We start from the raw sequence: 25,505 nt of genomic DNA, 5'->3' as shown, positions 1-25,505 counted from the left end.
CGGTGCAGGACTCGGCCCACGAGTACCAGAGAAGGGATCCACACATCTCGGGTAAGCAGCCCGGGAGCGGGTACGCGAAAGCCGCTCGCCTCCTGACGGGTCGGAGGACGGAGTGATCCCATGGCCGGCAGTTGGGCGCACAGCCTGTACCACCGCTACTCCCACCGGAAGGGCGGCCTTCCGCGAGGCAGAGCGTGGCGGCACCCCGGAGTCACGCGCAGAGGGCCCCGCCCACCCGCTCGCACCCCGGCCGACCCTGCCCTGCCCGAGCTGGTCGTGCTCTCCCGCGCCCTGTTCGAGGCCTCGGACGAAGGCGAGATCCTGCGCCTGGCCATGGACCACATAGCCGCCGCGGGGCCGTTCAGCGCCGAGGCCGGATACCTCATGGTGGGCGGCGACCTGGTCCCCGCCCCGAGGAACGGGCAGATGCATGCCTTGTCCGTGGGCCGGAGGGTGCGGGAGCTGGCCGGGCAGGACGGCTCTGTGATCGTACCCGGCAGACCATGGGGCCGGGCCCTGGGACTACGCGGGCCTGAGGGACTGCACGGCTACCTCGTGGTGACGTCCCGCTCCCGGCCCAACGAAGCCGAGCGATTCCTGCTCGCCACGCTCGTCCGGCACACCGCTGCCGCCCTGTCGGTCGCCTTCGCACAGCGCCGTCACCGCGAGGACGCGCTGGAGCTGAACCGACTGAGGGGCGAACGCGCAGCCCTCCAGAGGCAGCTGATCTCCGTCGTGGCCGAGCTGGGGTACCAGCGGGCCGTTCACGCGCTCATGGCCGACGTCGCCGCCTCGGGTGGCGGCGAGGAAGCCATCACCCGGGCACTGCACAGGCTCACCGGACTTCCAGCGCTGGTCGAGGACCGCTTCGGCCGGCTGAGGTCCTGGACCGGCCCCGGCCGCCCCGATCCCTATCCCGAACCGGACCCCGTACGCCAGGACGAAATACTGCACGTGGTCGCCAGGGAAGTCGGGCCGGTGCGGATAAAGGACCGGCTGATCGTCCCGGCCCGCCGACACGGCGAGATCCTCGGCGTGCTGGCCCTGGTCGATGCCCGGGACCAGGCGGACGAGCACACCGTACTCGCCCTCGGACACGCCGCCACGTCGCTCGCCCTGGAGCTGGCGCATCTGCGCAACCTGGCCGAAGTGGAGCTGAGGCTGCACCGCGAACTGGCCGACGACCTCCTGACAGGGACGGACCGGGCGAGCGCCTACGCCCGGTCCGAGGCGGTCGGACACGACCTGCACCGCAGCCACTACATCGTCGTGGTGCGATGGTCGAACCGGACCGCGGACGATTCCTTCACACGGACCGTGAGCCGGGCGGCCTCTGCCGTGGGCATGCGCTCGCTGCTGACCCGCCGCTCCGACCACGTCGTCCTCATCGCGGACGACAGACCGCACGCCCACGCGTTGTACGAGGCGCTCGCCCGGGAGACGGGGACACGGTCCGGGACGATCGGGGTGAGCGCCTGCTGCGACTCCCTGGACGACATCCCCCACCACTACCGCGAGGCGCAGCGCGCCCTGGAAGTGCGCCGCCACTGCCGCGAACGCTCCGGCACGTCGTTCTTCGACGAACTCGGCATCTACCGCATCCTGGGACCCGGCAACGACTACCGCGAACTGGAGACGTTCGTCCGGGAGTGGCTCGGGCGGCTGATCGACTACGACTCCCGGCACCACGCGGCCATGGTGGAGACCCTGGCCCGGTACTTCGACTGCGGCGGCAACTACGACGAGACCGCGGAATCCCTCGCGATCCACCGCAGCACGCTGCGCTATCGGCTCCAGCGCATTCGCGACATCAGCGGCAAGGACCTCGGGAACGTCGAGGACCGGCTGAACCTCCAGGTGGCGACCCGGGTGTGGAAGATCGTGCTGGGCGGGCCCGGCTGACTCCTCGCTGGAACCGTGCGCGAGTTGTGTCAGCAGCAGTGGGGCCGGCGGCACGTCAGACGGTGATGCTTTCCCACGCCGGCCACCCACAGCCGGGGGGCCGGCGTCCCGTCACCCGGCAGCCGGTCGGCGCCGCCACGGGCATCCGCCGAGCGCGCGACCGGCTCGGAGGTCAGCCCAGCACCTCTTGGATCGGGGCGTCGGCGTCCACGTAGTGCACGAGCTTGCGGTTCGCGAATTCGACGATGCCCAGATCGCCGAGTTCGCGCCCGTAGCCCGAGCGCTTGATGCCGCCGAAGGGCAGTTGCGGCCGGGACGCGGTCGGGTGGTTGATCCACACCATGCCCGCCTCCAGCCGGTCCGCGACTCCGCGAGCACGTTCCGGGTCGGCGGCGAAGACCGCGCCTCCCAGGCCGTAGCGGGAGGTGTTGGCCAAGGCCACGGCCTCGTCCTCGTCGGCGACCCGGTAGACCGTGGCCACGGGGCCGAAGAGCTCTTCCCGGTAGGCCCGCATGTCCGGTGTGACGTCGGTGAGGACGGTCGGCTCGACGAAGGCGCCCGGCAGGTCGGGCCGCCCGCCGCCCAGCACCACCGTGGCTCCCTTGTCCACCGCGTCACGGATCTGCTCCATCAGGAGTTCGGCCGCGGTCTCGGAGGACAGCGGGCCCAGCGTGGTGGCGGGGTCGGCCGGATCCCCCGGTCGCACCTCGCTCATCCGGTCACGCAGCCCGGTGAGGAAGGCGTCGTAGACGTCGGCAAGGGCGATGAAGCGCTTGGCCGCCACGCAGCACTGCCCGGTGTTGCCCATCCGGCCGAGGAACGCGGCGTAGACGGTGCGCTCGAGGTTGTGACCGTCCAGCACGACGAAGGGGTCACTGCCGCCCAGCTCGAGGACGGACTTCTTGACGTTGTGGCCGGCGATCTCGCCCAGGCTCATGCCCGCCCGCTCGCTCCCGGTCAGTGACGCTCCCTGCACACGAGAGTCATCGATGATCTTTCCGACGTCCTTGCCCCGCACGAAGAGATTGGCATAGACCCCGGGCGGCACACCCGCGTCCATGAACAGCTGCTCGAGTGCCAGTGCGGACTGGGGGCAACTGCTCGCGTGCTTGAGCAGGATCGTGTTGCCCAGGACGAGGTTCGGACCCGCGAACCGGACCACCTGGTACAGCGGGAAGTTCCACGGCATCACCCCGAGAAGGACGCCGAGCGGCTCGTTCACCAGCACGGCCGTGCCCTCGGGCACCGGCAGGGCCCGCTCCTCCAGCAGCTCGGGGCCGTGCTCGCCGTAGTAGGTGAGGATGTCGGACGCGAGGTCGACCTCTGCACGGCTCGAGTTGATCAGCTTGCCGACCTCGAGGGTCAGCAGCCGGGCCAGTTCCTCCTTGCGCTCCCTCATGAGCCGGCCGGCGCGTTGCACCAGGGCCCCGCGGTCGGCCCTCGACCGGGCACGCCAGCCGGGAAAGCTCCGGTACGCCGCGTCGATCGCGCGCCCCACCTCCTCCGCGCTCAGCGGGGGGAACTCCCGGACCCTTTCCCCGGTGTACGGATTGACCGTGGCGATGGGGCTTCCCTGGGCAGTGGCGTGGGCGTCCATGACGCCTCCCTGAAGTCGGGACACCTCGGGTCCCCACGCCCGGACCCGCTCACACCTGCCGATGTCTCCGCCGTGGCCCGGCCTGTCGTGGCCCCTTGACGAGCGCGATCGCAGGTGAAGCGACAACGGTTGCCTGCCTGCGGCGGCCCCGGTTCGCAGGAGCGTGGCCCGACCCCCGCACCCATGGGCAGCCGCGACCTGAACGGGTTCTCGCAGCACGGTCACGCGGCGTGATCCGGTTCCTTACCCCGCAAGAGCTCCTGCAGATCGCGCAGACCCTCCCGGGCGATCCGGCCTGTCTCGACCTGGGCGTGTCGGACGCCGTCTGCGCCCGGGTCCAGGCCCACTACATGGGCCGAGACGTATACGCGAGCGACTGGCTCAAGGCTGCGGCCATGCTGGAGACCATCGCGCTGCACGAGCCGCTGGAGGCGAAGAACCAGTTCTTCGCCTGGCTGGTCGCCGAGACGTTCCTCAACACCAACGGCGTCACACTGGACTACGAGCCGGAGGAAGCCGTCGCGCTCGTCATGCGCGCCAAGCACAAGGGCGCCCGCGTTCGACGACACCGAGGCCCGCGCAGACGTCCCAGATACCGGCCTCCTGCCTGACCCGCGCACGCCTGATGTGAGGATTCGGGGGTAAGCAAGCGAAGCACGTTTGGGCACGGGGGCAAGGCGGACCGGCATGGTACAGACAGCAGGCGACGAGCCCGGCCAATCGCTGCTGGGGGACGTCCCAACGGTATCCGGCGCGTTCGAGGGCAGCGAGGACATCGCCGCAGCTCGTGACCTGGCCCGCGCCTTCCTCACCGATGTCCAAGCTGTGCACGGTCTGCCAGTGTCCGGGCGCGCGATGGGCATGGTGCAGCTCGTGGTCAGCGAGCTGGTCACCAACGCCCGTAAGTACGCACCCGGCCCGTGCCTGCTCACCTTGGAGAGCAACGGCGGCGCGGTCGGGGTGACTGTGTGGGACAGCAACCCGACCCCGCCTGTGCTCCTCGCGCCCGATCCGACCCGGATCGGCCAGCACGGGCTTGAGATCGTCATGGCGGTCGGCCAGAGCTTCGCCATCCACCGCGAACCCGCGGGCAAGCGGATCACCACGGCGATCGTGCTGGCCGATGATCCCGGCGGGGACGCTGCCGGCCGTCAGCTGTGACCGGATGGGACTGCGGCAGGCGGTCATGCACCGGCCGTCGACCCCTCCGCCAGCACCACCTTCGACGTCCGCGACCAGGACATGGCCCGGCTCTCCCCGTTCGTCCGGCACCACGTCAACATGCTAGGCCGCTATAGCTTCCTGATGCCCGAGATGCCCGAGATGCCCGGCGGCCTGCGCCCGCTGCGCGACCCGGACCGCGGTGAGGCGTGAGCGCGGCGGCCGGGGTTTCAGGTGGTGAGTGCGGCGGTGAGGGTGGGGTGGACGGTGAACCAGGCGCTCAGGCCGGCGGTGTGCACGCGGCGTTGGAAGGAGGGGCTGAGGGGGCCCACCAGGTCCAGGCCGCCGGTGCGGCGGGCGTTGATGAGCAGGCCGAGCAGGGCATCGTCGCCGAATTCCAGGGCGCCGAAATCCACGATCAGCCGCAGAGCGGAGGCCGTGGCCCAGGCGAAATCCGCTTCGAGGTCCTCACCTGCGCTCGCATTGCTGCGATGGCTCAGGACGTAGGCGGTGGGGAACGGGGTGTGCATCACCAGCAGGTCACGCCGGTCGGATCCGCCCGGGCCGCTCACCGGTTCGGCCCGTCCGGGTCGATACGCAGGGCCAGCAGGGCGGTGTCGTCGCTGGACCAGCCCCCGTGCTGGGCCTCCAGAACGGCGGCCAGCTGCTTGACGGTGGCGGCGGCATCGAGGCCCCGGGTGGCGGCCAGGGCCCGGGCGAGGTCGTCCTCGCCGAACACCGCGCCCGCGTCCTTCGGGTCGGTGCCAGGCCGGGGGCGGGCCTCGATCGCGCCGTCGGTGTAGAGCAGCAGCACATCCCCCGGGCCGAGGGTGAAGGGCAAGTCGGTGAGCTCCACGTCAGGGATGACGCCCAGCACGGTGCCGGTGGCGCCGAGCTGCTCCACGGCCCCGTCGGTGCGGCGGATCAGGGCGGGCGGGTGCCCGCCGAGGGCGATGGTGCCGCTGGCGCCGGCGTCGGTGAGGTGGAAGCCGACGTAGGCGCAGGTCAGGAAGCGGTCGGCGTTCTGGGCGAGCATGGCGGTGTGCAGACGGGCCAGCAGGTCGGCCGGACTGCCGGTGTCGGCGGCATCCGCGCGGATGGTGTAGCGGGCCATCGAGCTGACCTGCGCAGCCTGCACGCCCTTGCCGCACACGTCGCCCATCACCGCGGCCCAGTTGTCCCCGTGGGTGCGGAACAGGTCGTAGAAGTCGCCACCGACCTCGATGTCGGTGCGGTCGCGCCGGGAAGCGGGCAGGTAGGACGCGGCGGCCTGCAATCCGGGGACGGTGCGCAGCGCGGCGGGCAGCAGGCCGGCCTGGAGGCTGTGGGCGAGGGCGGCCGAGCGGCGCTGCGCCTGCCGGGAGGCGGCCAGGGCCTGGCGGAGGTTGATCTCGGCGGACACCGAGCGGGCCAGGGTGGCCAGGTTGGCGAGGTCGGCGTCCGACCAGGTGCGGGGGGCGATGTCGATCACGCACAGCGCGCCCAGCACGTGTCCTTCGGTGTCGAGCAGGGGCTGGCCGGCCCAGGCGCCGATGTGCATCGGGGTGGTGGCCGGGTGGTCGGCGGTACGCGGATCCGCGGCGGTGTCGTCCACGACGAACGGCTCGCCTGCCGCGCCGACCACGAAGGGGCAGTAGCTCTCCAGCACCGGGCCCTGCCGGTCGGCGGGGTCGGTCAGGTCCACGCCCGCGCACGCCTTCCAGAAGGAACGGTCGGCGTCGACCAGGGTCACGAACGCCCGGCCCGCGCCGGTGATCCGCGCGGCCAGCGAGGCGAGGTCGTCGAAGACCTCTTCCGGGCCGGTGTCCATCAGCCCGGTCGCCGCGACCGCCCGCAGCCGCGCCGGGTCCGACAGCGCCGCCGGCAAACCGTCCGCCCGCACCCCGCCCGGGTACTCCACCACCGCTGTCCGCCCTCTTCCCTGGCTCCGTGTCGCCCGCGAGTGGACCTTGCCTCCCGTCCCCTCCAGTGTGCCCGGAACCTCACGCCGCACCGGCGCACGGGGGCGGCAAGTGGGGTCAGACGATCGCATGCCCCCGAACGCGCTCCCGGTCGTCTTGCCCTAAATTCTCGCGTCAGATGTGATCCACGGAGAGCGGTGGCGGATGGGTGGGGACGGCCTCGTTCCAGGGTCTGCTCGGCTGCACCTGATCGACGGTCTTCCGCTGCTACGGCCGGACGAGCAGGTCTTCGAGGCGATGATCAAGCGCTGGCGCAACCAGCAGCTTGCCCGGAACCTCTCGCCGGGATACGTCGATGACCAGGAACGCACGGTCCGCGCCTTCACCCGGCACGCCGACGCTCTGCCAGACCTGGTCCACGAACGGCAGCGTCAGCGCGACACCGGCCCGGATCAGGTCCGCGCCCACCAGCACGGTCCGCCGGGGGAACTGGTGGGCTACGGCTCCGACGGCCGGGGCGATCGCGACGTACGCCACCATCTTGATTGCCAGCGCAGTACCGAGTACCGAGCCGGCGTCGGCGCCCGCGATGTCGTAGGCAAGCAGCCCGAGGGCGACCGTGGCCAGGCCGGTGCCGACCAGGGCGATCACCTGGGCGGTGAAGAGGTGTCGATAGGTGCGATTGCGCAGTACGGAGAGCATGCGGCGATCCCTGGTCGGGCGAAACGAGCGCGACTAGACTCCCACTGTATCCGTCAGGTGCGCACGTGTGCACTTATAGGTCTGCTTCGCATCCGGGCGGCCACTGCTACTAGGTTTTGGCCTCTACGCTGTGTGCATGCCTGCTCGCGAAGCCCTGCCAACTGCACCTGGTGCACATCTGCGCCCACCGGACAGCGCGCGTCTCGCAGAAGCAACCGAGGTGTTCGCGATGCTCTCCGACGTGACCCGGTTGCATCTGCTGTGGCTGATCGCGCAGGGCGAGTCGGACGTCGGCTCGCTGACCGACCGGTGCGAGGCGTCCCGGACGGCGGTTAGCCAGCACCTGGCGAAGCTGCGTCTCGCAGGGCTGGTGACGACGCGGCGCGAAGGGCGGCACGTTTACTACAGCCTCCGCGACGGGCATCTGCGCCGGCTGGTGATGGAGGCGCTCAGTCATGCGGACCACCGGGTGAGCGGGCAGGCTCCGCACGACTGACATGTGAGGGCCCTCGCACCCGAGCTGCGGACGGAGTGCGAGGGCCTGCGGAAGAGGCGGCGACTACTGCTGGGCGCCGTTCCGGCGGCGTACGACGACGACCACGGCCGCAGCCACGACGAGGATCGCCGCGACGATGCCCGTCCAGGCACTCGCCGAAAGACCGCTGTCGTCATCCTTCTCCGTCTCGGCCGCCTGCGAAGAGGGCGAGGCCGGAGTCTCCTCGGCGGCGGGCGTCGGCGAGGCAGATGCACTCGCGCCGGCAGAGGGGCCGGTCGGCTTCGAGCTCGCGGCCGCCGCCTTCAGTTCAAGAACCGGGGCCGGGTTCTCGCCGCTGTTGTCCAGCTCGATCCAGCGGTCGACGCGTCCGTCGCCATAGGTCTGCAGTGTCTTGAAGGCCAGCTCCTTCGCGTCAGGCAGCTGCTGGACGACGATCGAGTACTCGGCGTTCTCACCGATCTTCACAGCCGGACCCTTGACGGTATAGCCGTCGGCGGCAGCAGTGAACTTCCAGCCCTTGGGGCCCTCGCCATACCTCACGGCGGCCGGGGCGATTCCCTCGGGCAGGACGACTCGGATCTGCGTGATCCCGGCGGTGTCGGACTCCGACTCGGCCTCGAAGTGGATTTCGACGTCCTCGGCGAGCGCCTGCGCCTTGTCGGACTCGACCTCCACGTGGGCGGCGGCCGGAACGGTGGTGAGCAGGAGGGTGGCCGCGGTGGCCACGGTGACCAGGGTCAGGCGCCGGGCAGGGCTGTGTGCCTTCAGGGCATGCAACACGGGTGTCTCCAGGAATGGGGGATCGCGGACGGACGTGCGGGACGCCGCCTCGATGGGTCAACTACGCGAGTGGACCCAGCCCGGGAGGGCCCCTGCGTACGACCACATCCGCGAGCACCGCCCCACGAGACGGTGCCCGTACCTGCCGGACCAGGGCCGGCGAACACACACCGGCCACGGGGGGAACAGGACACCTGTCCAACAGAGTGCGTGCCATGCCGATCCGCACGCGGACCGCGTCGACCGCCGCCGTCAGACCGCGAGTCAGTGACCAGCACACGGTGTCCGCGCGGTGCAGCAGCACGGCGACAAGGACGGCGGCGAGGGCGTGTACCGCCGTCATCGTCCACGAGGCGTGCAGTCGCTCGTGCAAGGCCTCGTGGGTGCCGGCCGCGTGACGCATGTGTGCAGGCACGGCCATGGTCATCGGGGGTGCACCGGCGGCATGCTCGGCCATCAGCCAGACGTGCAGCCCCGCCTGGGCGAGACAGCACGTCACCGCCACTGCTGCCAGTGAACGAGGCTGACGAGCCCCGACGAGGCCCAGCGCGTAGAACGCTCCCATCGCCATTGCACTCTGCCGCCACGGCACCGGACCCGCGGCGACCAAATGGTGCGCGCACACCCCGAGCACGGTCCCGACGACGGCGAACACGGCTGCCCGCAGAAGGGGCAGTGGCGCCTGGTGCGGCGTCGTACCGGGTTCGGCCATGGTCTGCCCATCATCATGCATGGCGCGGGCGCGCCGGAGGCGGGATCGTCAGAAGCGGTGCGTCTTGGCTGCCGGCGGCCGGCCCAACTACAGGAGCGATCACATGCGTACGACGGCGTGTACGTACGGCGAGGACACGCCGCTCACCTGACCCTCGGCCTATGGCGGGCAGGGTGATCGCCGCCGGACCGGATGAGCACCCGCTCCCGCCGTCCTAACGTGAGGGCCGAAGGGTGAACTCGCCCGCCTCGGCGGAGGGAGACGCAATGATCGCCTGGAGCCAGATCGGCTACGGAGCAGCGCTGTCAGCCAGGCTCAGGTGCCGGGCAGGCCGACGAGGACGGCGCCGAGGCCGAGGGCGGCGCAGACGCCGAGGGTGCGCAGAACGCTCCAGCGCAGCTTGAAGATCAGCAACGCGGCGGCGAGGGCGATACCCAGGGCGGCGGGGCGGATGGTGGCCGGGTCGGGCAGGGGCAGCTGCAGCGGCCCCGCGGTGTAGGTGTTGATGCTGGTGAAGAGGGTGTGCTCGGCGAAGTACAGGGCCAGGTTGGCGATGACTCCGACGACGGCGGCGGTGATGCCGGTCAGGGCGGCGGAGACCGAGCGGTTGCCGCGCAGGCGCTCGATGTAGGGGGCGCCGAGGAAGATGAACAAGAAGCAGGGCACGAAGGTGACCCAGGTCGTGAGCAGCGCGCCGAGCAGGGCGGCGGTCCATGGGTTGAGGGCGCCGGGGTCGCGGTAGGCGCCGAGGAACGCCACGAACTGGACCACCATGATCAGCGGGCCAGGCGTGGTCTCCGCGAGGGCGAGTCCGCGGACCATCTCGCCGGCGGACAGCCAGCCGTAGTGCTGGACGGCCTGCTGGGCGACGTAGGCGAGGACGGCGTACGCGCCGCCGAAGGTGACCAGCGCGGTGCCGGAGAAGAACAGCCCTTGTGCGGTGAACGTGCTGCCCGGCCCGGTGAGTGCGGCGACAGCCGCGACCGGGATGGTCCACAGGACCAGGCCGGTCAGCAGGATGCGGACCGCGCGGCGGCGGCTGGGAGGCTCGTGGTGCAGCGCGTCGTCCGGGATCAGCGGGGCGGGCCCGTTGCCGGCTGTGTGAGCGGCTGAAGGTTTGAGGGTGTGCGGGGCGTAGCGTGCCAGGAGCCATCCGATGGCGGCCGCGGCGGCGATGACGGCGGGGAACGGGACCGCGAACAAGGCGAGTGCGGCGAAGGAGGCGACCGCGAGGCCGATCAGGGCCGGGTGGGTCAGGGAGCGGCGGCCGACCCGCCATACCGCCTGGGCGACGATGGCCACCACGGCCGGGGCGAGGCCGGCGAACAGGCCGGTGATCGCGGCGGTCGTCCCGAAGCCGACGTACAGGGCGGACAGGGCCAGCAGCGCCAGTACGCCGGGCAGGACGAACAGGGTGCCGGCCGCCAGTCCGCCGCGGGTGCCGTTGAGCAGCCAGCCGATGTAGATGGCCAGCTGCTGGGCTTCGGGGCCGGGCAGCAGCATGCAGTAGGACAGGGCGTGGTTGAAGCGTTGCTGCCCGATCCAGCGTTTGTCCTCGACCAGGGTGCGCTGCATGACCGCGATCTGCCCGGCCGGGCCGCCGAAGGTCTGCAGCGAGATCGTGAACCATGCCCTGACCGCCTGCCGGAACGGTATGAGATCACCGGCCGCGTCCTCCGCGGGGGCCGGGGCTGCCCGGGGCGGGGACGGCGGGGTGTGGTCGGGGGCGGTCACTGGCGGTGTTCTCCGTCCGTGAGGGTTACAGGCGGGTTCGTCGTCCGGGGAGGGCGGATCGGGCGGTGCCGGGTGTTGGTGTGTCGGCGAACGCCCGGCACCCGTCCGCCCGATGATGTAACCGTGGTTACATCATCATGGAGGCTCAGGAAGGGAGCCCGGAAGCGATGAACGTGAACACTTCGTTGCGGCTGCTGGCTGCGGCCGGGGCAGCGCTGCTGGTCGGCCCCTGCGGGTCAGGCACCGGAGGCGGAAGCACCGGAGCACCGGAGGCCGCCCCCGGCATGCGGAATGTGCAGGGATGACCGGCCAGGACCGCCCGGAGCCCTCCGCCGGCGGGCCGGGGCGGTGGGTGCTGCTGTCCTACCGGCTTCCGCGCGAGCCCTCCACACCGCGCATCACCATCTGGCGCAAGCTCAAGCGGCTCGGCGTCGCCCAGATCAGTGACGGCCTGATCGCTCTCCCGGCCGACGCCCGCACCCGCGAACACCTGGAGTGGACCGCCGAGGAGATCACCGACTTCGGCGGCACCGCCACCGTGTGGATCGCCCACCCCGCCAGCACCGAGGAGGAGCGCCGTCTCGCCCGCACCATGGCCGACGCCCGCACCGCCGAATACCAGCAGGTCCTGGCCCAAGCCGAACAAACCCGCGCCCTCGGCGCCGAGGAACGGCAGCGAATAGTGCGCAAACTCCGCGCCGAACTGCGGCGTATCCACCGCCGCGACTACTTCCCCCCACCCGTCCGGCGTGCCGCCGAGGCCGCCGTGGCCGCCCTGCACCCCGCCAACGACCCGACCGAGGAGAGCGCATGAAGTGGGCCACCCGCGCCGGCATCCACATTGACCGCGCCGCCTGCGCCTGGCTGATCCGCCGCTTCATCGACCCCGACGCCGTCTTCGTCTTCGTCACCGACCCGGCCCAGGTCCCGGCCGACGCCACGCCCTTCGATATGCGCGGAGTCGATCTCGGCCACCACCACGGCGACTGCAGCTTCGAGACCATCCTGCGCCGCTACGAACTCACTGGCGACGCCGCCCTGCAGCGCATCGCCGAGATCGTCCACGAAGCCGACCTCGACGACGAACGCTTCGACGCCCCCGAAGCCCCCGGACTCGACGTCGTCCTGCGTGGCCTGTCCATGATCGGCGACGACGAGCACACCATCACCGTCACCCGCCCCGTCTTCGACGGCCTGTACGAGTACTACCAGCGGGCCACCCTCCTGGGCCGCGAACCCGCCTGACCCACCCGCCCGGCCCCCCGGAAAGGACCCCACCGCCGTGATCTCCTGGAGTCAGATCCTCTACGGTGCCGCCCTGTCCGCACTCCTGACCGCCGTACTCCTCGCCTTCGCCGCCCGCCCCCGGCGCCTCGCCGTCATCACAGCCGGCGCACTTGCCGCAGCAGCCGGGCCCATCGCCTGGAACGCCATCCTGCGCGCCGCCCACGGGGAGGAGTTCTTCACCGACGCACCCCTGGCCGTCTTCCCCGTCAGTTGGCAGGACACCGGCTCCGGCGTCTTCGCCCTCGCCACCGGCGCCATGGCCCTGGGCCTCGGCCCGCTCTGCAACGAACCCGCCCACCGCACCGCCACCTGTGCGCTGCTCGCGGGCCTGGCCGCCCTCGTCGTCGACGTCTACCTGTACTGACCCCAGCAACCTGCCGCGCACGGACAAGCCACCGGCCCAACCTCGGGTGCGCCGGCCGCCAGTCTTCGTGTTCCTCGTCCTCGATGGCGTCCGGGTCCAGGAAGGGACGCAGGCCCTGGCCGGGTCCGCTGGCCTTGATGTTGAACAGGTAGCGGCCCAGGAAGTTGATGTGCCGGTAGGACGTGCTCACTGCGGCACGGGGGCCTTGCGTGTGCCACTGCTCTGTTCACCGGCACCGGCCCTCGAGGGAGCCAGTACCCGTTCGGCGAGAGCTCCGAAGACCAGCCCGAAGGCAGTCCACAAAGTCACCTGGACGGCCAGCGCGGCCAGCCGGAACTCCCACAGCACGGCGGCCGGGAAGTGCTCCGGGACCTTGCTGAAGGACGGCAGGAACGCGTACGCGAGCCCGACGGCCAGGACGAAGAACGCGCCCGCGGCGACCGTTGCGTTCCAGTTGCCCAGCCGTGGCGCCAGGCGCTTGCCCAGGATCACCGCGCCGACAGTGAGCAGCACCCCGAGCACCATCATCAGCAAGTACGAAGTGGTGCGCTGGCCGATCGTGTCGGGGTCACCGACCGCGGGCGGGTTGGCCGGGTACTTCAGGAACGGTACGACGTACAGGGCGATCAGGCCGAAGGCCGCGAGGAGCAGTGCGCTCGCACGCGGCCCGAAGCGCCCGATACGGCCCAGCGCGAAGCAGTAGGCGAGGGCGGCGATGCCGCCGAAGGCGACACCGTAGACGAGGACACCGGTCGACAGGCCGGCGGTGGACTGCATGGTGCGGCTGACGACTTCCACGCCGTGTTCGTGTTCGTGGGCGTGTGCTTCCTCATGGGCGATGGCCGCGTCGACGCTCGGCTCGCCCAGGAAGTAGGAGACGAGGAGCGCGAGCATGCCCGCGGCGAGGCCCGCGAGCATGCCGCGCACGAGAAGTGTGCGGACGGTTGCCGAGTTCATGGGCTCGTGCGTTCCCTGCTGCCGTCAGTGGCAGGGGAAACCGAGCAGGTGGCGGGCGTCGTGCACCCATTCGTGGACGTCCTCTCCGCTCATCACGGAGGTGGCGCTCTGCTCGACCCCGACGAAGTAGAGCAGGACCAGCGTCAGGATGCCGAAGAAGACCGCCCAGGGCGCGATGGCGCCGATCGGCAGTTTGGCGGGTACGGCGGTGGGTGTGGTGGTCGGCTGAGCGACAGACTGCGCCATGGCAGGCCCTCCTGGGGAACTCGCGTCCCGTCTCGGTGGTGCACAGGACGACGGGGCGGGTCTGACTTGCGCGGCCCGCACCAGGGGTGCGAACCGGGCTTACAGTGGCGCGACCGTGCCGGAATCCCACCGGCTTCCGCGAATCCGTCGTCGATATCGACGAGAAGGTACCGCGCGGGGAGCAGCCGGCCAAGGGCGCGTGGAAGCACGACATTGAGGCACGGGGCTGTGAAGTCCACGAGACAGCAGCGATGTTGGAGGCCAGGGCGGACGTATGACGAGCCGAGTGACGTTGATCTCACCAGCCATCAGCGCGGCGCTGCGGGAGGCCCGCTTCGACGACGGGTGCCCGCTGGACGCCTCCGGCCTGAAGCTCGCACGGGCATCGGCTGAGGCCCTTCCCCCGGTGGACCGTGCCTGGGTCGCTCCAGCGGTGCGCTGTCGTGAAACGGCGAAGGCCCTCGATCTGGACGCGACTGTCGTACCCGAGCTGGCCGGGCTGGATGTAGGTCGCTGGCGTGGCGCGACCCTGGCCGAGGTGAGCACGCAGGAGCCGGCGGCAGTGGGCGAGTGGCTGGCGGATCCGGACTCGGCACCGCATGGCGGAGAGTCGGTACGGCACTTCTGCGACCGGATCGCTGCGTGGCTGGAGTCGGCCGCGGAGCCGGCGGGGCGTGGTGTGGCAGTGGTGGAGCCGGACGTGGTGCGGGCTGTGGGGGTGCGAGTGCTCGGCGCCCCAGAGTCGGCATTCTGGCGGATCGACGTTCCGCCCCTGTCCACAACAGAGCTCAGCGGGCGTGTGGGGCGCTGGAACATTCGGCTCGGGCAGCCTCTCAGGCGGCCGACCGCATCGCCCTGAAAAGGTCCTGCGGCCATATAAAGCCGCCGCTCACAGCCTCGAAGCCTCGATCACACCGACCACCTGCAGCACGGAGCCGACCCGCACGCCGCCCTCGCGCACCACAGCGTCGCGGTGCTTCAGTACAGGTAGACGTCGACGAGCAGGGCCGCGACGGCGGCCAAGGGCGCATAGCGGATGCTGGTGCGGGTCGGCTGTGCGACAAGCGGACCGAGCCCGTAGCCGAGGGAGGCAACGGCGAGGGTGAAGGCGCCGGAGCCGGTGTCCTGCCAGCTGACGGGAAAGACGATCACGGGTGCGTCGAAGAACTGGTCTCCATGGGCCGCGCGCAGGATCGCGTTCCAGTACAGGGGGCCGACCGCCGCGGCCAGCGCACCGGTCGCGACGACGGCACGGCTGCGGCCACGGGGGAAGGGCGACGAGGACGGCTGCGACGACGGCCGACAGCACGGCGCCGTAGACGATCTGGCCCCCGATCACGGCATGGGGGCCAGCGCGGTCGCGTCCAGGGCCGGCCGGAGTGCCTTGGCCAGGGTGACGCCGTCGCAGGTGGCCCAGAAGTGCATGTAGAAAAGGCGCGGCTGGTCGTTCAGGGTGTGGTTGTGCAGTTCGACGATGTCGATGCCTCCCTTGCGCAGCGCGCGGATGACCTTCTGCACCTCGGAGGCGGTCATCACAAAGTCGCCGTTGATGGCCGCCCTGTCGCCCCCCAGCGGCTGGAAGTTGGCGGCGGTGGTGATGCCGAGCGCGGGCGGCAGCACGTGCATGCCGTCGGTGATGGTGTCCCTGCGAGGGATGGAGAACTTGTAGATGCCGCCGTCCGCGGTGCCCTTGCGGCCGAGCGCCTTGTCGACCCCGGCGGTGTCCAGGCCGATGGGCGGCTGGGTGGCCGGAGACGGCGAGGAGGGCGGGATGGCAGTGGCGGCCAGCGCGGACTTCAGGCCCTTGGCCAAAGTGACCGGGTCGCCCATGGCATGGACGTGTGTCCACCAGATCGCCGGGGACTGCTGCAGCAGGTGCTTGTGCAGCGCGGTCTGCTCGATCCCGGCGGCCTGCAGCGCGCCGGTGACCCGGGGCAGCTCGTCCTCGGTGACGACCAGGTCGCCCATGAGCATGGTCCCGTCGCGGTACTTGGCGAAGGCCGCGTAGCCACCGAGCGCGAGGCCCGGCTGGACGGCGACACCCCGGGTCGTGACCTTGAGGTCCTTGCGGGGCAGCGAAACACGGTAGACGGTGCCCTTCATCAGGGTGCCGGTGCGACCGAGAGCGTCGGCGAGCGGCTTCCAGCCAGCTGTCGTGGTCTGCACGGGCTGCTGCGCCTGGCCGTGGATGGCGGTCGGCGCCGCGTCCGTCTGCGTACCGCCCCCCGCAGGGCCGTCTGCCGTCGCGGTGCCGCAGCCCGCCAGCAGGCCGGAGCCGACTATCAGAAGGCACGCGGCCGCTGCTCCTGCGGCCGGCTTCAGGTGTGAACGGGGTGACATGGCCACTCCTCGTCGAGTTTGTCGTCGATGGCGCCTGTGTGGCCAGACAAACCGCCGCCGACCAAGCTGGCATGAAGAGCGCCTCCAACCGGTGCGCACGGCGCGGTCCTTGGCTGCGCACTTCTCGAAAGATCTCGCCGTCCCTGATCATCCGCTTGAGAGTGAAGTAGCCGTAGACCCACAGCCGGTCTCGCGTCTCGGACGGGATCTTCGCGGGGCGTCCATCGGCCAGGACGCCGGGATCCGGATCGTCGTCTTCGTACCACTCATCCGCGGACACCGCGGCCGTGTCGTCATCGCCCTCGTACTGCACCGGCCAGCCGCCAGCCGACTCGGAGGCGGCCCATGGAGCGGCCTGCGGTACCGGAGCGTCACCGAACAGCCAGTCATCGTCCGCCTCATCCAGCGGCTCCCCGTAATGAGGGCACACGTGCTTCATCCTCAGACTCCTTATTTTTTCGGTGCCCTCTCTTATGTAGAAACCAGTCTTCATCCCACGCGAAATGCCGAACGAAATTTAGCGACGCGACGAAAACGCTTTTGACGTGCACAAATGACCTTCGACGGCGGTCCCTGCGCCCCGGGATGCACGCGCGGCGCCCAGCCGGAGCATGCGGGGGTCTCCCGCAGGGCCGACGCTCGCGGCGGCAGGAGCACTACCAAGGCCGTCTCCCGGACGTCAGAGATTCGACAAGGTGTTCCATTGGCGGGGCGCCGGCGGCGATCCCTCCGACGAGCGGTACGTCGACCGGTTTCAACTGGGCCGTCTCGGTCGACTCCACGATCGTGCGTGCGGGCCCACCAGCACGCGGCCGGAGCCCGCAAAAAAGGGCCCCGGCCGGCGAACCCGGCGACCACGCCATCGGCCGCTCCCGCGGCGGACTGACCACAAATCTCCACCTCGCCGCCGATGCCCGCTGCCGGCCCCTCGCGTTCGTTCTCACCGCAGGCCAGGCCGGTGATGCGCCTGCCTTCACCGAGGTCATGGCCCGCCTCCGCGTTCCCCGTCGGCGAGGCCGACCTCGCACCAGGCCGGACTTGGTCCTGGCCGACAAGGCGTACTCCTCCCGCGCGATCCGCGAGCACCTGCGCAAACGCAGCATCCGGGCCGTGATCCCCGTCCCCGCAGACCAGCGCAGCCACCGGCTCCGTCGGGGCAGCCGAGGCGGCAGGCCACCAGCCTTCGACCGCGAGACCTTCAAGCAGCGCAACACCGTCGAGCGGTGCGTCAACCGCCTGAAGCAGTGGCGAGGCATCGCCACCCGCTACGAGAAGACCGCCACCATCTACCTGGCCGGACTCGACATCGCGGGCATCTTCCTCTCGTCCGCCCGATGATCCAAACGAAACTGCCTAGTCGTCCTCGCGCCCGCGGGGCCACCCGCTCGCGCCTGGCCTACTGCCAGCCCCGTGCCGGGTGCGGCTCCCTCACGATGTGGACCTCGGCACCGTAGGCCCGCAGCAGTCCGGCGACCTAGGGTTCCATCCCCGGGGCGGTGACCACCGACACCGGATGCCCGAACGCCACGCCGGCCAGCACCAGCCCGCCGGGCCCTGCGCACCACGGGGTACGGAGGCGGCAGGCTGCGGGTGGCCGTGGCACCGCCGTCCGTGCGCGGGCGCGGGCCGGGGCGGCGTGGGAGGCTGGCAGGGGGTCGCGCCGTTCGTCGCAACACAGCAGCGAAGGAGGACGACGCATGGATGAGCAGGAATTCGTCCGAACCGTCGCCGAGCGCACCGGACTGAGCCGCCAGGAGGCGGCGGACCTGACCTGGGCCACGCTCGAGACGCTGGCCCACAGGCTGAGCCCGGGGGAGGCCAGGGACCTGATCACCGAACTCCCCGAGGGCCTCGCGGAGGCGGTGCGCCGGGGGGCCACGGACCGCATCGAGCGCTTCGGCCACTCCGACAGCGTGCGGCGCGTGGCCGAACGCACCATGCTCAAGGAGGAGGAAGCCGACCGGGGTGTGCGGGCCGTACTGGCCGTGCTCCGGGAGGCGATCAGCGAGAAGGAGTTCAACGACCTGATGTCGCAGCTCGGGACGGACTTCTCCCAGGCCCTCGGATCCGCCGGGTGACCGTTCTCCGGCTCCGCCGACCGTGCCACGGCGGCAGCGGCCGCCGCTGCGGATGTCGCGGCCGGAGCGGGGCGGGCGCAGGGGGCCGGACACCACCGACGGGTGACGCCCCGGGCAGCGGGCCCGGGGCGTCACAGGGCGATGACGTGGAGGTCGACCAGGTCGAGCAGCGCCCCGAGGGCCGAGCTGGGCCGCCGGGTCGACGACGTGCCGAGATGCATGCTCCAGCGCAGCACGGTGCCGTGGACGTCCAGGACGTGCAGTCCGGGGGTGCGGGCGACGGCGAAGGCGGGCAGGAAGGCGATGCCCAGCCCGTGCCGGACCAGTGCCGCCCCCATGTCGATGTCGGGCACTTCCAGCGCCACCCGGCGTACGACGCCCGCCGCCGCGAACGCCCGGTCGACCACCTCGCGGTTGCCGTAGCCCGGCGGGAAGTCCACGAAGGGTTCCGCCGTGAGGTCCCCGAGTGCCACCTTCCCCCGCTGCGCGAGCGGGTGGCCGGCGCTCACCACCAGGACGAGCGGCACGGTGGCCAGCTCCCGTGCGTCGATCCCGGCAGGCTTGTGCTGGGGCAGCGACAGGAAGGCCACGTCCAGGTCCCCGCTGAGCAGCGCGTGCGCCAGTCCGGCCGAGCCGGTCGTCGCCAGCCGCAGCCGTACGTCGATCGCCGGATGCCGTGCGTGCAGCTGCCCGAGGAGCGCGGGCAGGTCCACCACCTCGACCGAGGCCATGGCGCCCACGTTCACCGTGCCGCGCAGCGTGTCCTGTGCGGCGCGCACGGCGTCCTGGGCGGCCTGGGCGGCGTGCAGGGTGGCCCGGGCCTCCGGCAGCAGCGCCGCGCCCGCCCCGGTGAGCCGGACCTGCTGCGAGGTGCGCTCGAACAGCGCGCAGCCGAGCTCGCGCTCCAGGGAGCGGATCGCAGCGGACACCCCCGACTGCACCACGTGCAGCCGACGGGCGGCACGCGTGAAACTCAGCTCCTCGGCGACCGCGATGAAGTGCTCCAGCTGACGTAGCTCCACCCGTGAAGTATCACTCGCATTGCTCGATCCCAGCAAAAACATTCGTTGGCACTGATCCTGGCTGGTGAGGAGGATGGAGGAGGCCATCCACTTCCGCCCGAGGAGGGGTACTCCTGCCCGCCCTACCGACGCCGCTGAGCCGTCCCGCAGCCGACGCTCCCGGCGATCCGACCCACCGGACCCCCGCACCCGCTCGCGCCGACCTGCCGCCCCCTGCCCCCACCCGGCGCCGTGCCTCGCACACGACCGGCTTCTGGTTCGTGGCGGTGGCCTTCACCGTGCTGATGGCCTTCGGCACCGCGCCGACCCCGCTGTGGCCGCTGTACGAGGCCCGGGACCACTTCGGCGCGATTACGGTCACGGTGGCCTACGCCTCGATGGTGGTGGGCGCGGCGGCCGCCTTCCTCGGCCTGGGCCACCTGTCGGACCGGCTCGGCCGGCGGCGCATCATCGTCCCGGCGCTGCTCGTCGGCATCGTCGCGTCGGTCGTGCTGATCCTGTGGCGGGACCTGCCGGGGCTGATCGCGGGCAGGATCCTGAACGGTGTCGGACTGGGGCTGATGGCCTCGACCGCGACGACGTACCTGCACGACCTCCACCACGAGGCCCGTCCGGAACGGACGGGTTCGGTGCTGCCCGGCATCGTGGCCACCGCCGCCAATCTCGGCGGCCTGGCCTCGGGGCCCCTGGTCGCCGGAGCCGTCGCCGAGTGGCTGCCCACGCCCCTGATCACCACCCAGGCGATCTTCACGCTCGCCATGGCAGTGTGCCTGGCGCTGGTGCTGTGCACCCCGGAGACCGTGGACCGGGAGCTGCCCGCGGCCGAACCGCCCACCCGGTTCGTCCTGTGCCCCGGCGGCCGGCGGACGTTCGGCGCGGCCGGCGCGCTGGGCGCCTTCGCCTTCGCGATCCTCGGCCTGATCTCCTCCCTCGGGGCGAGCGTGCTCCACGGCACCCTGCACACCGATTCGCACCTCGTGGTCGGCGTGGCGGCCTTCCTCATGTTCGGTTCCGCGGCGGCCGCGCAGCTGGTGCTGGGGCGTCTGCCGCTGCCCCGGGTCCTGACCGTGGGGGCAGTGGTCTTCCCGGTCGGCCTGGTCCTGTGCGCCGTGGCCCTCTACCGTCCGGCGCTCGGGCTCTACCTGGTCGCCGTGTCCCTGTCGGGGGCGGGCTCCGGGCTGCTGTTCAAGGGAGGCGTCGAACGGGCCGTGTCAGTGGCCGGGCCCGCCTCACGCGCGGGGGTCCTCGCCGTGTTCTTCGTCGTCGCCTACGTCGGAATGGGCCTGCCGTCCGTCCTGTTCAGCATCGCCCTGCGGCATTTCGCCGTGCAGACCGCGATGATCGGCTTCGCCGCGGTCCTCTCCTGCGGCGCCGTCGTGTCGGTCGCTTTCGCGTTGCGCGACCGCGCACCCGGTTCCGCCCAGTTCCCGGCGCGGTCCGCCGGCTCCTCCTGACCCCTGCGGCGCACGCGACACCGGTTGTCTGGGAGGCGCGGTCCTGGGCACTCGGTGCGCGTGCACGTGACACGGATCCGCGGCGGACGGGAGGCCCAAGATGTCTGCGGAATCGGCCGGAACGATCGCGCTCCCCTCCGGTGAGGAGATCGCGGCCCTCGGGCAGGGCACCTGGTACCTGGGCGAGGACCCGGCCCGGCGCGAGCAGGAGATCGCCGCGCTGCGGCTGGGCGTGGACCTCGGCATGACCGTCGTCGACACGGCGGAGATGTACGGCGACGGCGCAGCCGAGGAACTCGTCGGGGAGGCCCTCCGGGGACACCGGGAGGAAGTCTTCCTCGTCAGCAAGGTGCTGCCCGGCCACGCCGACCGGAGGGGCACCGTCGCCGCCTGCGAGGGCAGCCTGCGGCGGCTTCGTGCGGAACGGCTGGACCTCTACCTGCTGCACTGGCGGGGACGGTGGCCACTCGAGGAGACACTCGCGGGATTCACCGACCTGATGGAGGCGGACAAGATCCGTTACTGGGGCGTGAGCAATCTGGACGCCGCCGACATGGCCGAGCTGACCGCCCTCCCCGGCGGCGACGCCGTGGCCGTCGACCAGGTGCTGTACAACCTCTCCCGGCGCGGCATCGAGTGGGATCTGCTCCCGTGGTGCCGCGAGGCCGGGGTGACGGTCATGGCCTACTCTCCGATCGAGCAGGGACGGCTCCTGAAGGTCGGGGCACTGGGTGCCGTGGCCCGGGCCCTCGGAGCCACGCCGACCCAGGTGGCACTTGCCTGGGTGCTGGCACAGGGGGTGGCCGCGATCCCGCGTTCCGGATCACCCGACCATGTGCGGGAGAACCGCGGCGCGGTGGACCTCCACCTTCCCGCCGAGGCGCTCGCCGCCCTCGACGAGGCGTTCCCGCCGCCCAGCGGGCCCACGCCCCTGGAGATGCTCTGAAGGACCTGAAGGAGTTGTCGGGATGGCGCACTCCCCGCTCGTCGTCGGAATGGGGGGTTCGCTGCGCACTCCGTCGACCAGCCTCACCGCACTGCGCGTGGCGGTCGAGGGGGCGGCCGATGCGGGCGCCGACACCGTGGTGCTCGACCTCAAGCGGCTGAATCTCCCGTTCTACACGTCCGGGCACGGGATCCCTCCGTCCGCTCGCCGGCTTGCGGACACCGTTCAGGCCGCCGACGCCCTGCTGTGGAGCAGTCCGACGTACCACGGGTCGGTCAGCGGCGCGTTCAAGAACGCGGTGGACTGGCTCGCCCTCCTGGCCGACCACGACCCGCCCTACCTGAGCAACAAGCCCGTGGGGATGCTGACGACCGCCGGGGGAGTGCAGGGCCTGCAGGCGATCAACGCGATGGAGTTCATCGTGCGGTCGCTGCGCGGCTGGGCCGTGCCGCTGGTGTTCGCGGTCCCGCGGTCCTCCCGGCTCTTCGACGGCGACGGACGGCTCACCGACCAGGCGGTCGCGGACCAGTTGCGCGGCCTCGGCGCGGAGGTGACCAGGGCGGCCCTGCAGTTCCGGGCGGAGGGCACGTGCGACTACGCGCTGGAGCGGCTGTCCGGGGCCGTCCCGGACTGAGCCCGGCTCTGCCACGCAAGGGGCCCCGGGGGCTGTCCGTCCCTCCTCCTCAGGGCCCGGTCCGCTCCACGGGCGCTTCGGGGCGCACACCGCGCGCCCCGGAGCGCCCGGGCGGGAAGTGCGGCAGCACGTGCTCGGCCAGTTCGTCGATCACTTCGGCGACCGGACGGCGGCTGTGCTTGAAGTTGATCATGAGCTGGTCGATGCCGATGTCCTGCCAGGCCCGCATCATCGCCAGGAACGACACCCGTCCCACCGAGAAGCCCTGGTGGATGCGCCGGGGCAGGGCCAGCGGGTCCTCGGTCAGGTCGAGGTAGGTGGCCTGGGCGTACGGCTTGAAACCACCGCCGTCGCCCTCCGTCAGCTCCCGCCACCGCTGGATGTTCTCGGCCTGCTGCTGGAGCGGCGGGGTGTAGTAAAGCCAGCCGTCCATGTTGTCGGCGATCCACCGGACGTCCTGCCTGCCGCGTCCCGTCATCAGTACGGGGATCCGCTGGTACACCGGCTTGGGCAGCAGATCGGTGCCGTGCATCCGGCCGAGCGGCGACTCCACGCGCGGGAAACGGTGCTCGAGGACGACACGGAAGTACTCCAGCGACTGCCGGAACCGCTCGGCCCGGCTGCCCAGGTCCTGTCCGAGGGCCGGGAACTCCACGGGCCGGTCACCCGTGGCCACCCCGAGCAGGAGCCGTCCGCCTGACAGCTGGTCCACCGAGGCGGCCGCCTTGGCCGTGTGCAGTGGATGCCGCAGCGGCATGACGATGCTGGCGGTCCCCAGGGTGATCGAGGTGGTGCGGGCGGTGAGCAGCCCCAGGTACACCCACGGGTCGAAGACCTGCCCGGCGTCCCCGAAGCTCGGGTCCAGCAGCGGCACGTCACGGACCCACACCGAGGCGAAGCCGGCCCGTTCGGCCTGCTGGATCCGTTCGATGTGCCCGGCCAGGGACGGGACGGGCCCGTCGAAGCCCTCCAGGGGCGTGATGGCGCCCACGGTCATCCTGCCGCCGGGATACGCCCTGGCCATGGCCGCGTGCTCGGAGAACGGCCGCTGCGCCACGCCTTCGACGTCCACGGGTGCGTCGGCTGAGGGAACTGTCGGTTCTGTCATGCGATCCTCCGGCGAATCGGCCGTGTCCGGGTCCGCATCCGTGCGCTGCGCCATGCGCGTCGTTCCAGGGCCCGTGACGCCCGCCCAGGCGGCGGGTTCCCTTGCCGCCGAGGGCAGATCCGTGCCGGCCCGGCACTCCCGAACCCGCCTCGGCGATGTCGTGCGGCGCGTGCGCGATCGTGCCGCAGTGAGCGATCAGAAGCCCGCCGGGGGACGCGCGCGGTGTTCCCGGCCGTGCGCAGGCCCGTCACCGGCGGGGAGTTCCGGCCCGTCATGGCGCGGCCGTCGAGCGAGTTCCACGAGCTGGTGGAGCCGGTCCGCGGCTGCCCGGGCGCCTCATCCGCCGACACCGGCGCGGGCGGCACGGACCGCGGCAAGGATGGTCTGGGGGTTGGCCGGCACCGCGACCCCCTCGACCGCCACGGTCGGCGTCCCACCCACGCCCCGCTCGACGGCCACCGCCGTCACGTAGGCACTCCAGTCCAGGTAGACGCCCTGCCGGACGCACTCGGCGAACGAGCTGTCCGCCAGTCCCACCGCGCGGCCGAGCTCGACCAGTTCGTCGTCGGACAGACCCGGCCCGCCCTCGGGGGGCTGGTTGGCGAACAGCGCGTACAGGTACTCCATGAAATGGCCGCCGTCGGACGCGCAGCCCGAGGCCGCCGAGGAGCGGGAGGAGTACCGGGTGGTGGACAGGTCGTCGAGGAAACCCATCGGGTGGTAGACGAGACTGATCGCCTCCTCGGTCACCAGCTCGTCGAGGAGCGGCCCGCTCTTCCCTTCGAACTGCTTGCAGAACGGGCACAGGAAGTCGATGAAGGCGTCGACCTGTACCGGGCCGGTTCCGACGACGATGCCGTCCCCGGTCGGCGAGGCATGGGCCGGAACACGGGAGGGCGAGCTGATGCGGGGCGTCTGAGTACTCATGCCGGGTCCTCTGTCGTGAAGTCGATCCGGGCGCCGGGATGTCCGGCGCCGGACGAGTCGTTCCGATGTGATCAGTGGTGTAGTCGGCGCCCTGAGGCGGCCGTCGCCGGTTCGGTCCGGTGGCCGGCCACCAGGTGATAGAGCGCCTGGTACGCGCAGGCCATGTTCAGGGTGTCGAATCGTTGGCGTACTCGTTCCCGGCAGGCCCGCGGAGAGAGACGGTCGACGCAACGGAGCGCGGCGGGCAGTTGTCCGGGCCGGTCGCAGATGAAGCCGGTGACGCCGTCATCGACGATTTCCGGTACTGAGCCGCGGCGCAGGGCGACCACTGGTGTGCCGCAGGCCATGGCCTCCACCATGACCATGCCGAAGGGCTCCTCCCAGCAGATGGGGAAGACAAGACACCGGGCGTGGGCGAGCAGGTCGAGTTTGGTGGCGTGATCTGCTTCGCCGATCCATCGGGTGTCCTCGCCCAGCCGGGGCACGATCTCCGCGTCGACGTAGGGGCGCTCCGCCGGGTCGTTGCAGGCGCCGGCGACGACGATCGGCATGTCCGCCTGGCGGGCTGCGTCCATGGCCAGGTGGACTCCCTTCTCCGCGGCGAGCCGGCCGAGGAAAAGGGCGTAGCGGCCCTTGTGCTGGCGGTACGGGTAGTCGGCGGTGCGTACCGCGTTGTGTACCTGGCCGGACCATCGGATGTCCGGGGCCTGTGCCTGCTGGGCCCGGGAGAGGGCCACCAGATGCACCGTGTCGCCCAGGGCGCGGTAGTAGTCGCCGGTCACTCCGGTGACGGGTCCGTGCGCGGTCACCACGGTGGGGGCGCGGCGCAGGCGTGCCTGGAGGGGGCCCGCGGTGCTGTGGTCGTGGATGATGTCGGGACGCAGAGCGGCCAGCGTTCTGGCCGCTCGTGCGGCATGCACCACTTCCGGCCCGGCGCTTCCCAGGCGGTCGCCCTGGGGGGTTTCGTAGGTGGCGACGAAGCGGCCCCGGGTTCCGTTGTGCCCCACGCCGATGACGGTGACCCGGTGGCCCAGTTCGACGAGCCCGTCGACCAGTTCCGCGCACATCGACTCGATCCCCCCGTAGCCGGCCGGCGGGAGTTCGAACCAGGGCGTCGAGATCATCGCGATGTCCAGCGGACGGATGCCGGGCATGTC

At 71.3% G+C, this 25,505-nt stretch carries 27 protein-coding genes, 3 pseudogenes and 1 riboswitch; of the genes and pseudogenes, 14 read left to right on the top strand and 16 right to left on the bottom strand.

Translation table 11 applies throughout. From position 1 onward, the window contains the following. The first annotated feature begins 120 nt into the window (after positions 1–120). On the top strand, positions 121–1,902 hold the full coding sequence (locus ABZ920_RS02695; protein ID WP_361498036.1) for a helix-turn-helix domain-containing protein: 1,782 nt from the start codon (positions 121–123) through the stop codon (positions 1,900–1,902). A gap of 172 nt (positions 1,903–2,074) precedes the next feature. On the opposite strand, the gene ABZ920_RS02690 is transcribed toward ABZ920_RS02695, so the two are convergent. Then, positions 2,075–3,499 (bottom strand): NAD-dependent succinate-semialdehyde dehydrogenase, encoded by a 1,425-nt coding sequence (locus ABZ920_RS02690; protein ID WP_361498034.1) that lies wholly within the window; start codon positions 3,497–3,499, stop codon positions 2,075–2,077. A 230-nt stretch (positions 3,500–3,729) separates the two neighbouring features. Here ABZ920_RS02690 and ABZ920_RS02685 point away from each other — a divergent pair, with 230 nt between their 5' ends. The 3 genes from ABZ920_RS02685 to ABZ920_RS02675 all read left to right on the top strand — a co-directional run bounded on the left by ABZ920_RS02685 (position 3,730) and on the right by ABZ920_RS02675 (position 4,873). Next, positions 3,730–4,110, top strand: a complete 381-nt coding sequence (locus tag ABZ920_RS02685; protein ID WP_361498032.1) for a fic family toxin-antitoxin system, toxin component — start codon at positions 3,730–3,732, stop codon at positions 4,108–4,110. Positions 4,111–4,186: 76 nt separating this feature from the next. Then, a complete protein-coding gene (locus tag ABZ920_RS02680) occupies positions 4,187–4,660 on the top strand; it encodes an ATP-binding protein (RefSeq protein WP_361498031.1) in 474 nt (157 codons plus the stop codon). 81 nt (positions 4,661–4,741) lie between these two features. Then, the gene (locus ABZ920_RS02675; protein ID WP_361498029.1) at positions 4,742–4,873 is read left to right on the top strand and encodes a hypothetical protein; all 132 of its coding nucleotides are present in this window, start codon (positions 4,742–4,744) and stop codon (positions 4,871–4,873) included. A gap of 17 nt (positions 4,874–4,890) precedes the next feature. Here ABZ920_RS02675 and ABZ920_RS02670 read toward each other — a convergent pair whose 3' ends face one another. The 3 genes and pseudogenes from ABZ920_RS02670 to ABZ920_RS02660 form a co-directional block, all read right to left on the bottom strand. Further along, positions 4,891–5,190 carry an anti-sigma factor antagonist gene (locus ABZ920_RS02670; RefSeq protein ID WP_361498027.1) on the bottom strand — a complete coding sequence of 100 codons (300 nt, stop codon included), beginning with the start codon at positions 5,188–5,190 and terminating at the stop codon, positions 4,891–4,893. Between the two features lie 38 nt (positions 5,191–5,228). After that, positions 5,229–6,563, bottom strand: a complete 1,335-nt coding sequence (locus ABZ920_RS02665) for a GAF domain-containing SpoIIE family protein phosphatase (protein WP_361498026.1) — start codon at positions 6,561–6,563, stop codon at positions 5,229–5,231. 400 nt (positions 6,564–6,963) lie between these two features. Beyond that, a pseudogene (locus ABZ920_RS02660) lies at positions 6,964–7,263 on the bottom strand (MFS transporter); the annotation flags it as partial. Positions 7,264–7,399: 136 nt separating this feature from the next. Here ABZ920_RS02660 and ABZ920_RS02655 point away from each other — a divergent pair. Then, the gene (locus ABZ920_RS02655; protein WP_361498024.1) at positions 7,400–7,759 is read left to right on the top strand and encodes a metalloregulator ArsR/SmtB family transcription factor; all 360 of its coding nucleotides are present in this window, start codon (positions 7,400–7,402) and stop codon (positions 7,757–7,759) included. 63 nt (positions 7,760–7,822) lie between these two features. Here ABZ920_RS02655 and ABZ920_RS02650 read toward each other — a convergent pair whose 3' ends face one another. From ABZ920_RS02650 to chrA, 3 genes are all read right to left on the bottom strand, one after another. Next, positions 7,823–8,539: a DUF1775 domain-containing protein gene (locus ABZ920_RS02650; RefSeq protein ID WP_361498022.1), complete on the bottom strand. Its 717-nt coding sequence runs from the start codon at positions 8,537–8,539 to the stop codon at positions 7,823–7,825. A 61-nt stretch (positions 8,540–8,600) separates the two neighbouring features. Further along, positions 8,601–9,251, bottom strand: a complete 651-nt coding sequence (locus ABZ920_RS02645) for a hypothetical protein (protein ID WP_361498020.1) — start codon at positions 9,249–9,251, stop codon at positions 8,601–8,603. A 315-nt stretch (positions 9,252–9,566) separates the two neighbouring features. Next, entirely contained in the window at positions 9,567–10,985 is a 1,419-nt protein-coding gene (gene chrA, locus ABZ920_RS02640; RefSeq protein ID WP_361498018.1) for a chromate efflux transporter, read from the bottom strand. 301 nt (positions 10,986–11,286) lie between these two features. On the opposite strand from chrA, the gene ABZ920_RS02635 reads away from it, so the two are divergent. The 3 genes from ABZ920_RS02635 to ABZ920_RS02625 are packed head-to-tail and all read left to right on the top strand — an operon-like array spanning position 11,287 to position 12,636. Continuing rightward, positions 11,287–11,799 (top strand): Chromate resistance protein ChrB, encoded by a 513-nt coding sequence (locus ABZ920_RS02635; RefSeq protein ID WP_361498016.1) that lies wholly within the window; start codon positions 11,287–11,289, stop codon positions 11,797–11,799. Then, on the top strand, positions 11,796–12,230 hold the full coding sequence (locus tag ABZ920_RS02630) for a chromate resistance protein ChrB domain-containing protein (RefSeq protein WP_361498014.1): 435 nt from the start codon (positions 11,796–11,798) through the stop codon (positions 12,228–12,230). The genes ABZ920_RS02635 and ABZ920_RS02630 overlap by 4 nt, the downstream gene beginning before the upstream one ends. Positions 12,231–12,267: 37 nt before the next feature. Next, on the top strand, positions 12,268–12,636 hold the full coding sequence (locus ABZ920_RS02625) for a hypothetical protein (RefSeq protein WP_361498012.1): 369 nt from the start codon (positions 12,268–12,270) through the stop codon (positions 12,634–12,636). Positions 12,637–12,822: 186 nt separating this feature from the next. On the opposite strand, the gene ABZ920_RS02620 is transcribed toward ABZ920_RS02625, so the two are convergent. Next, complete coding sequence (locus tag ABZ920_RS02620) at positions 12,823–13,593, bottom strand: CbtA family protein (RefSeq protein ID WP_361498010.1); 771 nt, start codon at positions 13,591–13,593, stop codon at positions 12,823–12,825. A gap of 24 nt (positions 13,594–13,617) precedes the next feature. Next, positions 13,618–13,839, bottom strand: coding sequence for a CbtB domain-containing protein (locus ABZ920_RS02615; RefSeq protein ID WP_361498009.1), 222 nt, complete (start codon positions 13,837–13,839; stop codon positions 13,618–13,620). Between the two features lie 36 nt (positions 13,840–13,875). Further along, positions 13,876–14,029: riboswitch (cobalamin riboswitch) on the bottom strand. 84 nt (positions 14,030–14,113) lie between these two features. Between ABZ920_RS02615 and ABZ920_RS02610 the strand changes: the two genes are divergently transcribed. Continuing rightward, positions 14,114–14,698 (top strand): histidine phosphatase family protein, encoded by a 585-nt coding sequence (locus ABZ920_RS02610; RefSeq protein ID WP_361498007.1) that lies wholly within the window; start codon positions 14,114–14,116, stop codon positions 14,696–14,698. Between the two features lie 119 nt (positions 14,699–14,817). Here ABZ920_RS02610 and ABZ920_RS02605 read toward each other — a convergent pair whose 3' ends face one another. Together ABZ920_RS02605 and ABZ920_RS02600 are read right to left on the bottom strand one after the other, a co-directional pair. Then, complete coding sequence (locus ABZ920_RS02605; protein WP_361498005.1) at positions 14,818–14,991, bottom strand: hypothetical protein; 174 nt, start codon at positions 14,989–14,991, stop codon at positions 14,818–14,820. 183 nt (positions 14,992–15,174) lie between these two features. Next, entirely contained in the window at positions 15,175–16,179 is a 1,005-nt protein-coding gene (locus ABZ920_RS02600; RefSeq protein WP_361498003.1) for a DUF1259 domain-containing protein, read from the bottom strand. A 759-nt stretch (positions 16,180–16,938) separates the two neighbouring features. On the opposite strand from ABZ920_RS02600, the pseudogene ABZ920_RS02595 reads away from it, so the two are divergent. Then, positions 16,939–17,517, top strand: a pseudogene (locus ABZ920_RS02595) (IS5 family transposase); the annotation flags it as partial. Positions 17,518–17,578: 61 nt separating this feature from the next. Here the strand turns inward: ABZ920_RS02595 and ABZ920_RS02590 are convergent. Beyond that, positions 17,579–17,725, bottom strand: a pseudogene (locus ABZ920_RS02590) (pyridoxal-5'-phosphate-dependent protein subunit beta); the annotation flags it as partial. A 151-nt stretch (positions 17,726–17,876) separates the two neighbouring features. Here ABZ920_RS02590 and ABZ920_RS02585 point away from each other — a divergent pair. Next, the gene (locus ABZ920_RS02585) at positions 17,877–18,257 is read left to right on the top strand and encodes a DUF2267 domain-containing protein (protein WP_361498001.1); all 381 of its coding nucleotides are present in this window, start codon (positions 17,877–17,879) and stop codon (positions 18,255–18,257) included. A 131-nt stretch (positions 18,258–18,388) separates the two neighbouring features. Here the strand turns inward: ABZ920_RS02585 and ABZ920_RS02580 are convergent, their stop codons facing one another. Then, complete coding sequence (locus ABZ920_RS02580) at positions 18,389–19,279, bottom strand: LysR family transcriptional regulator (protein ID WP_361497999.1); 891 nt, start codon at positions 19,277–19,279, stop codon at positions 18,389–18,391. Positions 19,280–19,545: 266 nt separating this feature from the next. Between ABZ920_RS02580 and ABZ920_RS02575 the strand changes: the two genes are divergently transcribed. The 3 genes from ABZ920_RS02575 (at position 19,546) to ABZ920_RS02565 (ending at position 22,313) form a co-directional block, all read left to right on the top strand. Further along, complete coding sequence (locus ABZ920_RS02575; RefSeq protein WP_361497997.1) at positions 19,546–20,733, top strand: MFS transporter; 1,188 nt, start codon at positions 19,546–19,548, stop codon at positions 20,731–20,733. A 100-nt stretch (positions 20,734–20,833) separates the two neighbouring features. After that, a complete protein-coding gene (locus tag ABZ920_RS02570) occupies positions 20,834–21,679 on the top strand; it encodes an aldo/keto reductase (protein WP_361497995.1) in 846 nt (281 codons plus the stop codon). 22 nt (positions 21,680–21,701) lie between these two features. Continuing rightward, positions 21,702–22,313 (top strand): NAD(P)H-dependent oxidoreductase, encoded by a 612-nt coding sequence (locus ABZ920_RS02565; RefSeq protein WP_361497993.1) that lies wholly within the window; start codon positions 21,702–21,704, stop codon positions 22,311–22,313. Between the two features lie 49 nt (positions 22,314–22,362). Here the strand turns inward: ABZ920_RS02565 and ABZ920_RS02560 are convergent, their stop codons facing one another. The 3 genes from ABZ920_RS02560 to ABZ920_RS02550 all read right to left on the bottom strand — a co-directional run bounded on the left by ABZ920_RS02560 (position 22,363) and on the right by ABZ920_RS02550 (position 25,502). Further along, positions 22,363–23,421 carry an LLM class oxidoreductase gene (locus ABZ920_RS02560; protein ID WP_361497991.1) on the bottom strand — a complete coding sequence of 353 codons (1,059 nt, stop codon included), beginning with the start codon at positions 23,419–23,421 and terminating at the stop codon, positions 22,363–22,365. A 336-nt stretch (positions 23,422–23,757) separates the two neighbouring features. Next, the gene (locus tag ABZ920_RS02555) at positions 23,758–24,348 is read right to left on the bottom strand and encodes a thioredoxin domain-containing protein (protein WP_361497989.1); all 591 of its coding nucleotides are present in this window, start codon (positions 24,346–24,348) and stop codon (positions 23,758–23,760) included. Positions 24,349–24,419: 71 nt separating this feature from the next. After that, positions 24,420–25,502, bottom strand: coding sequence for a glycosyltransferase family 4 protein (locus tag ABZ920_RS02550; protein ID WP_361497987.1), 1,083 nt, complete (start codon positions 25,500–25,502; stop codon positions 24,420–24,422). Positions 25,503–25,505: the final 3 nt, after the last annotated feature.

Source organism: Streptomyces sp. NPDC046831, from assembly GCF_040645305.1.
Classification (GTDB): domain Bacteria; phylum Actinomycetota; class Actinomycetes; order Streptomycetales; family Streptomycetaceae; genus Streptomyces.
The sequence above is the reverse complement of the archived record's forward strand: the minus strand, read 5'-3'. Positions and strand labels throughout refer to the sequence as shown.

Bases quoted from the DNA above. Each gene is read 5' to 3' on its own strand.
- ABZ920_RS02675 (WP_361498029.1), top strand. From the start codon at position 4,742: ATGGCCCGGCTCTCCCCGTTCGTCCGGCACCACGTCAACATGCTAGGC.
- ABZ920_RS02690 (WP_361498034.1), bottom strand. From the start codon at position 3,499: ATGGACGCCCACGCCACTGCCCAGGGAAGCCCCATCGCCACGGTCAAT.
- ABZ920_RS02600 (WP_361498003.1), bottom strand. From the start codon at position 16,179: ATGTCACCCCGTTCACACCTGAAGCCGGCCGCAGGAGCAGCGGCCGCG.
- ABZ920_RS02550 (WP_361497987.1), bottom strand. From the start codon at position 25,502: ATGCCCGGCATCCGTCCGCTGGACATCGCGATGATCTCGACGCCCTGG.
- ABZ920_RS02560 (WP_361497991.1), bottom strand. From the start codon at position 23,421: ATGACAGAACCGACAGTTCCCTCAGCCGACGCACCCGTGGACGTCGAA.
- ABZ920_RS02565 (WP_361497993.1), top strand. From the start codon at position 21,702: ATGGCGCACTCCCCGCTCGTCGTCGGAATGGGGGGTTCGCTGCGCACT.
- ABZ920_RS02570 (WP_361497995.1), top strand. From the start codon at position 20,834: ATGTCTGCGGAATCGGCCGGAACGATCGCGCTCCCCTCCGGTGAGGAG.
- ABZ920_RS02695 (WP_361498036.1), top strand. From the start codon at position 121: ATGGCCGGCAGTTGGGCGCACAGCCTGTACCACCGCTACTCCCACCGG.
- ABZ920_RS02620 (WP_361498010.1), bottom strand. From the start codon at position 13,593: ATGAACTCGGCAACCGTCCGCACACTTCTCGTGCGCGGCATGCTCGCG.
- ABZ920_RS02555 (WP_361497989.1), bottom strand. From the start codon at position 24,348: ATGAGTACTCAGACGCCCCGCATCAGCTCGCCCTCCCGTGTTCCGGCC.
- ABZ920_RS02610 (WP_361498007.1), top strand. From the start codon at position 14,114: ATGACGAGCCGAGTGACGTTGATCTCACCAGCCATCAGCGCGGCGCTG.
- ABZ920_RS02630 (WP_361498014.1), top strand. From the start codon at position 11,796: ATGAAGTGGGCCACCCGCGCCGGCATCCACATTGACCGCGCCGCCTGC.
- ABZ920_RS02655 (WP_361498024.1), top strand. From the start codon at position 7,400: ATGCCTGCTCGCGAAGCCCTGCCAACTGCACCTGGTGCACATCTGCGC.
- ABZ920_RS02680 (WP_361498031.1), top strand. From the start codon at position 4,187: ATGGTACAGACAGCAGGCGACGAGCCCGGCCAATCGCTGCTGGGGGAC.
- ABZ920_RS02615 (WP_361498009.1), bottom strand. From the start codon at position 13,839: ATGGCGCAGTCTGTCGCTCAGCCGACCACCACACCCACCGCCGTACCC.
- ABZ920_RS02670 (WP_361498027.1), bottom strand. From the start codon at position 5,190: ATGCACACCCCGTTCCCCACCGCCTACGTCCTGAGCCATCGCAGCAAT.
- ABZ920_RS02635 (WP_361498016.1), top strand. From the start codon at position 11,287: ATGACCGGCCAGGACCGCCCGGAGCCCTCCGCCGGCGGGCCGGGGCGG.
- ABZ920_RS02645 (WP_361498020.1), bottom strand. From the start codon at position 9,251: ATGGCCGAACCCGGTACGACGCCGCACCAGGCGCCACTGCCCCTTCTG.
- ABZ920_RS02585 (WP_361498001.1), top strand. From the start codon at position 17,877: ATGGATGAGCAGGAATTCGTCCGAACCGTCGCCGAGCGCACCGGACTG.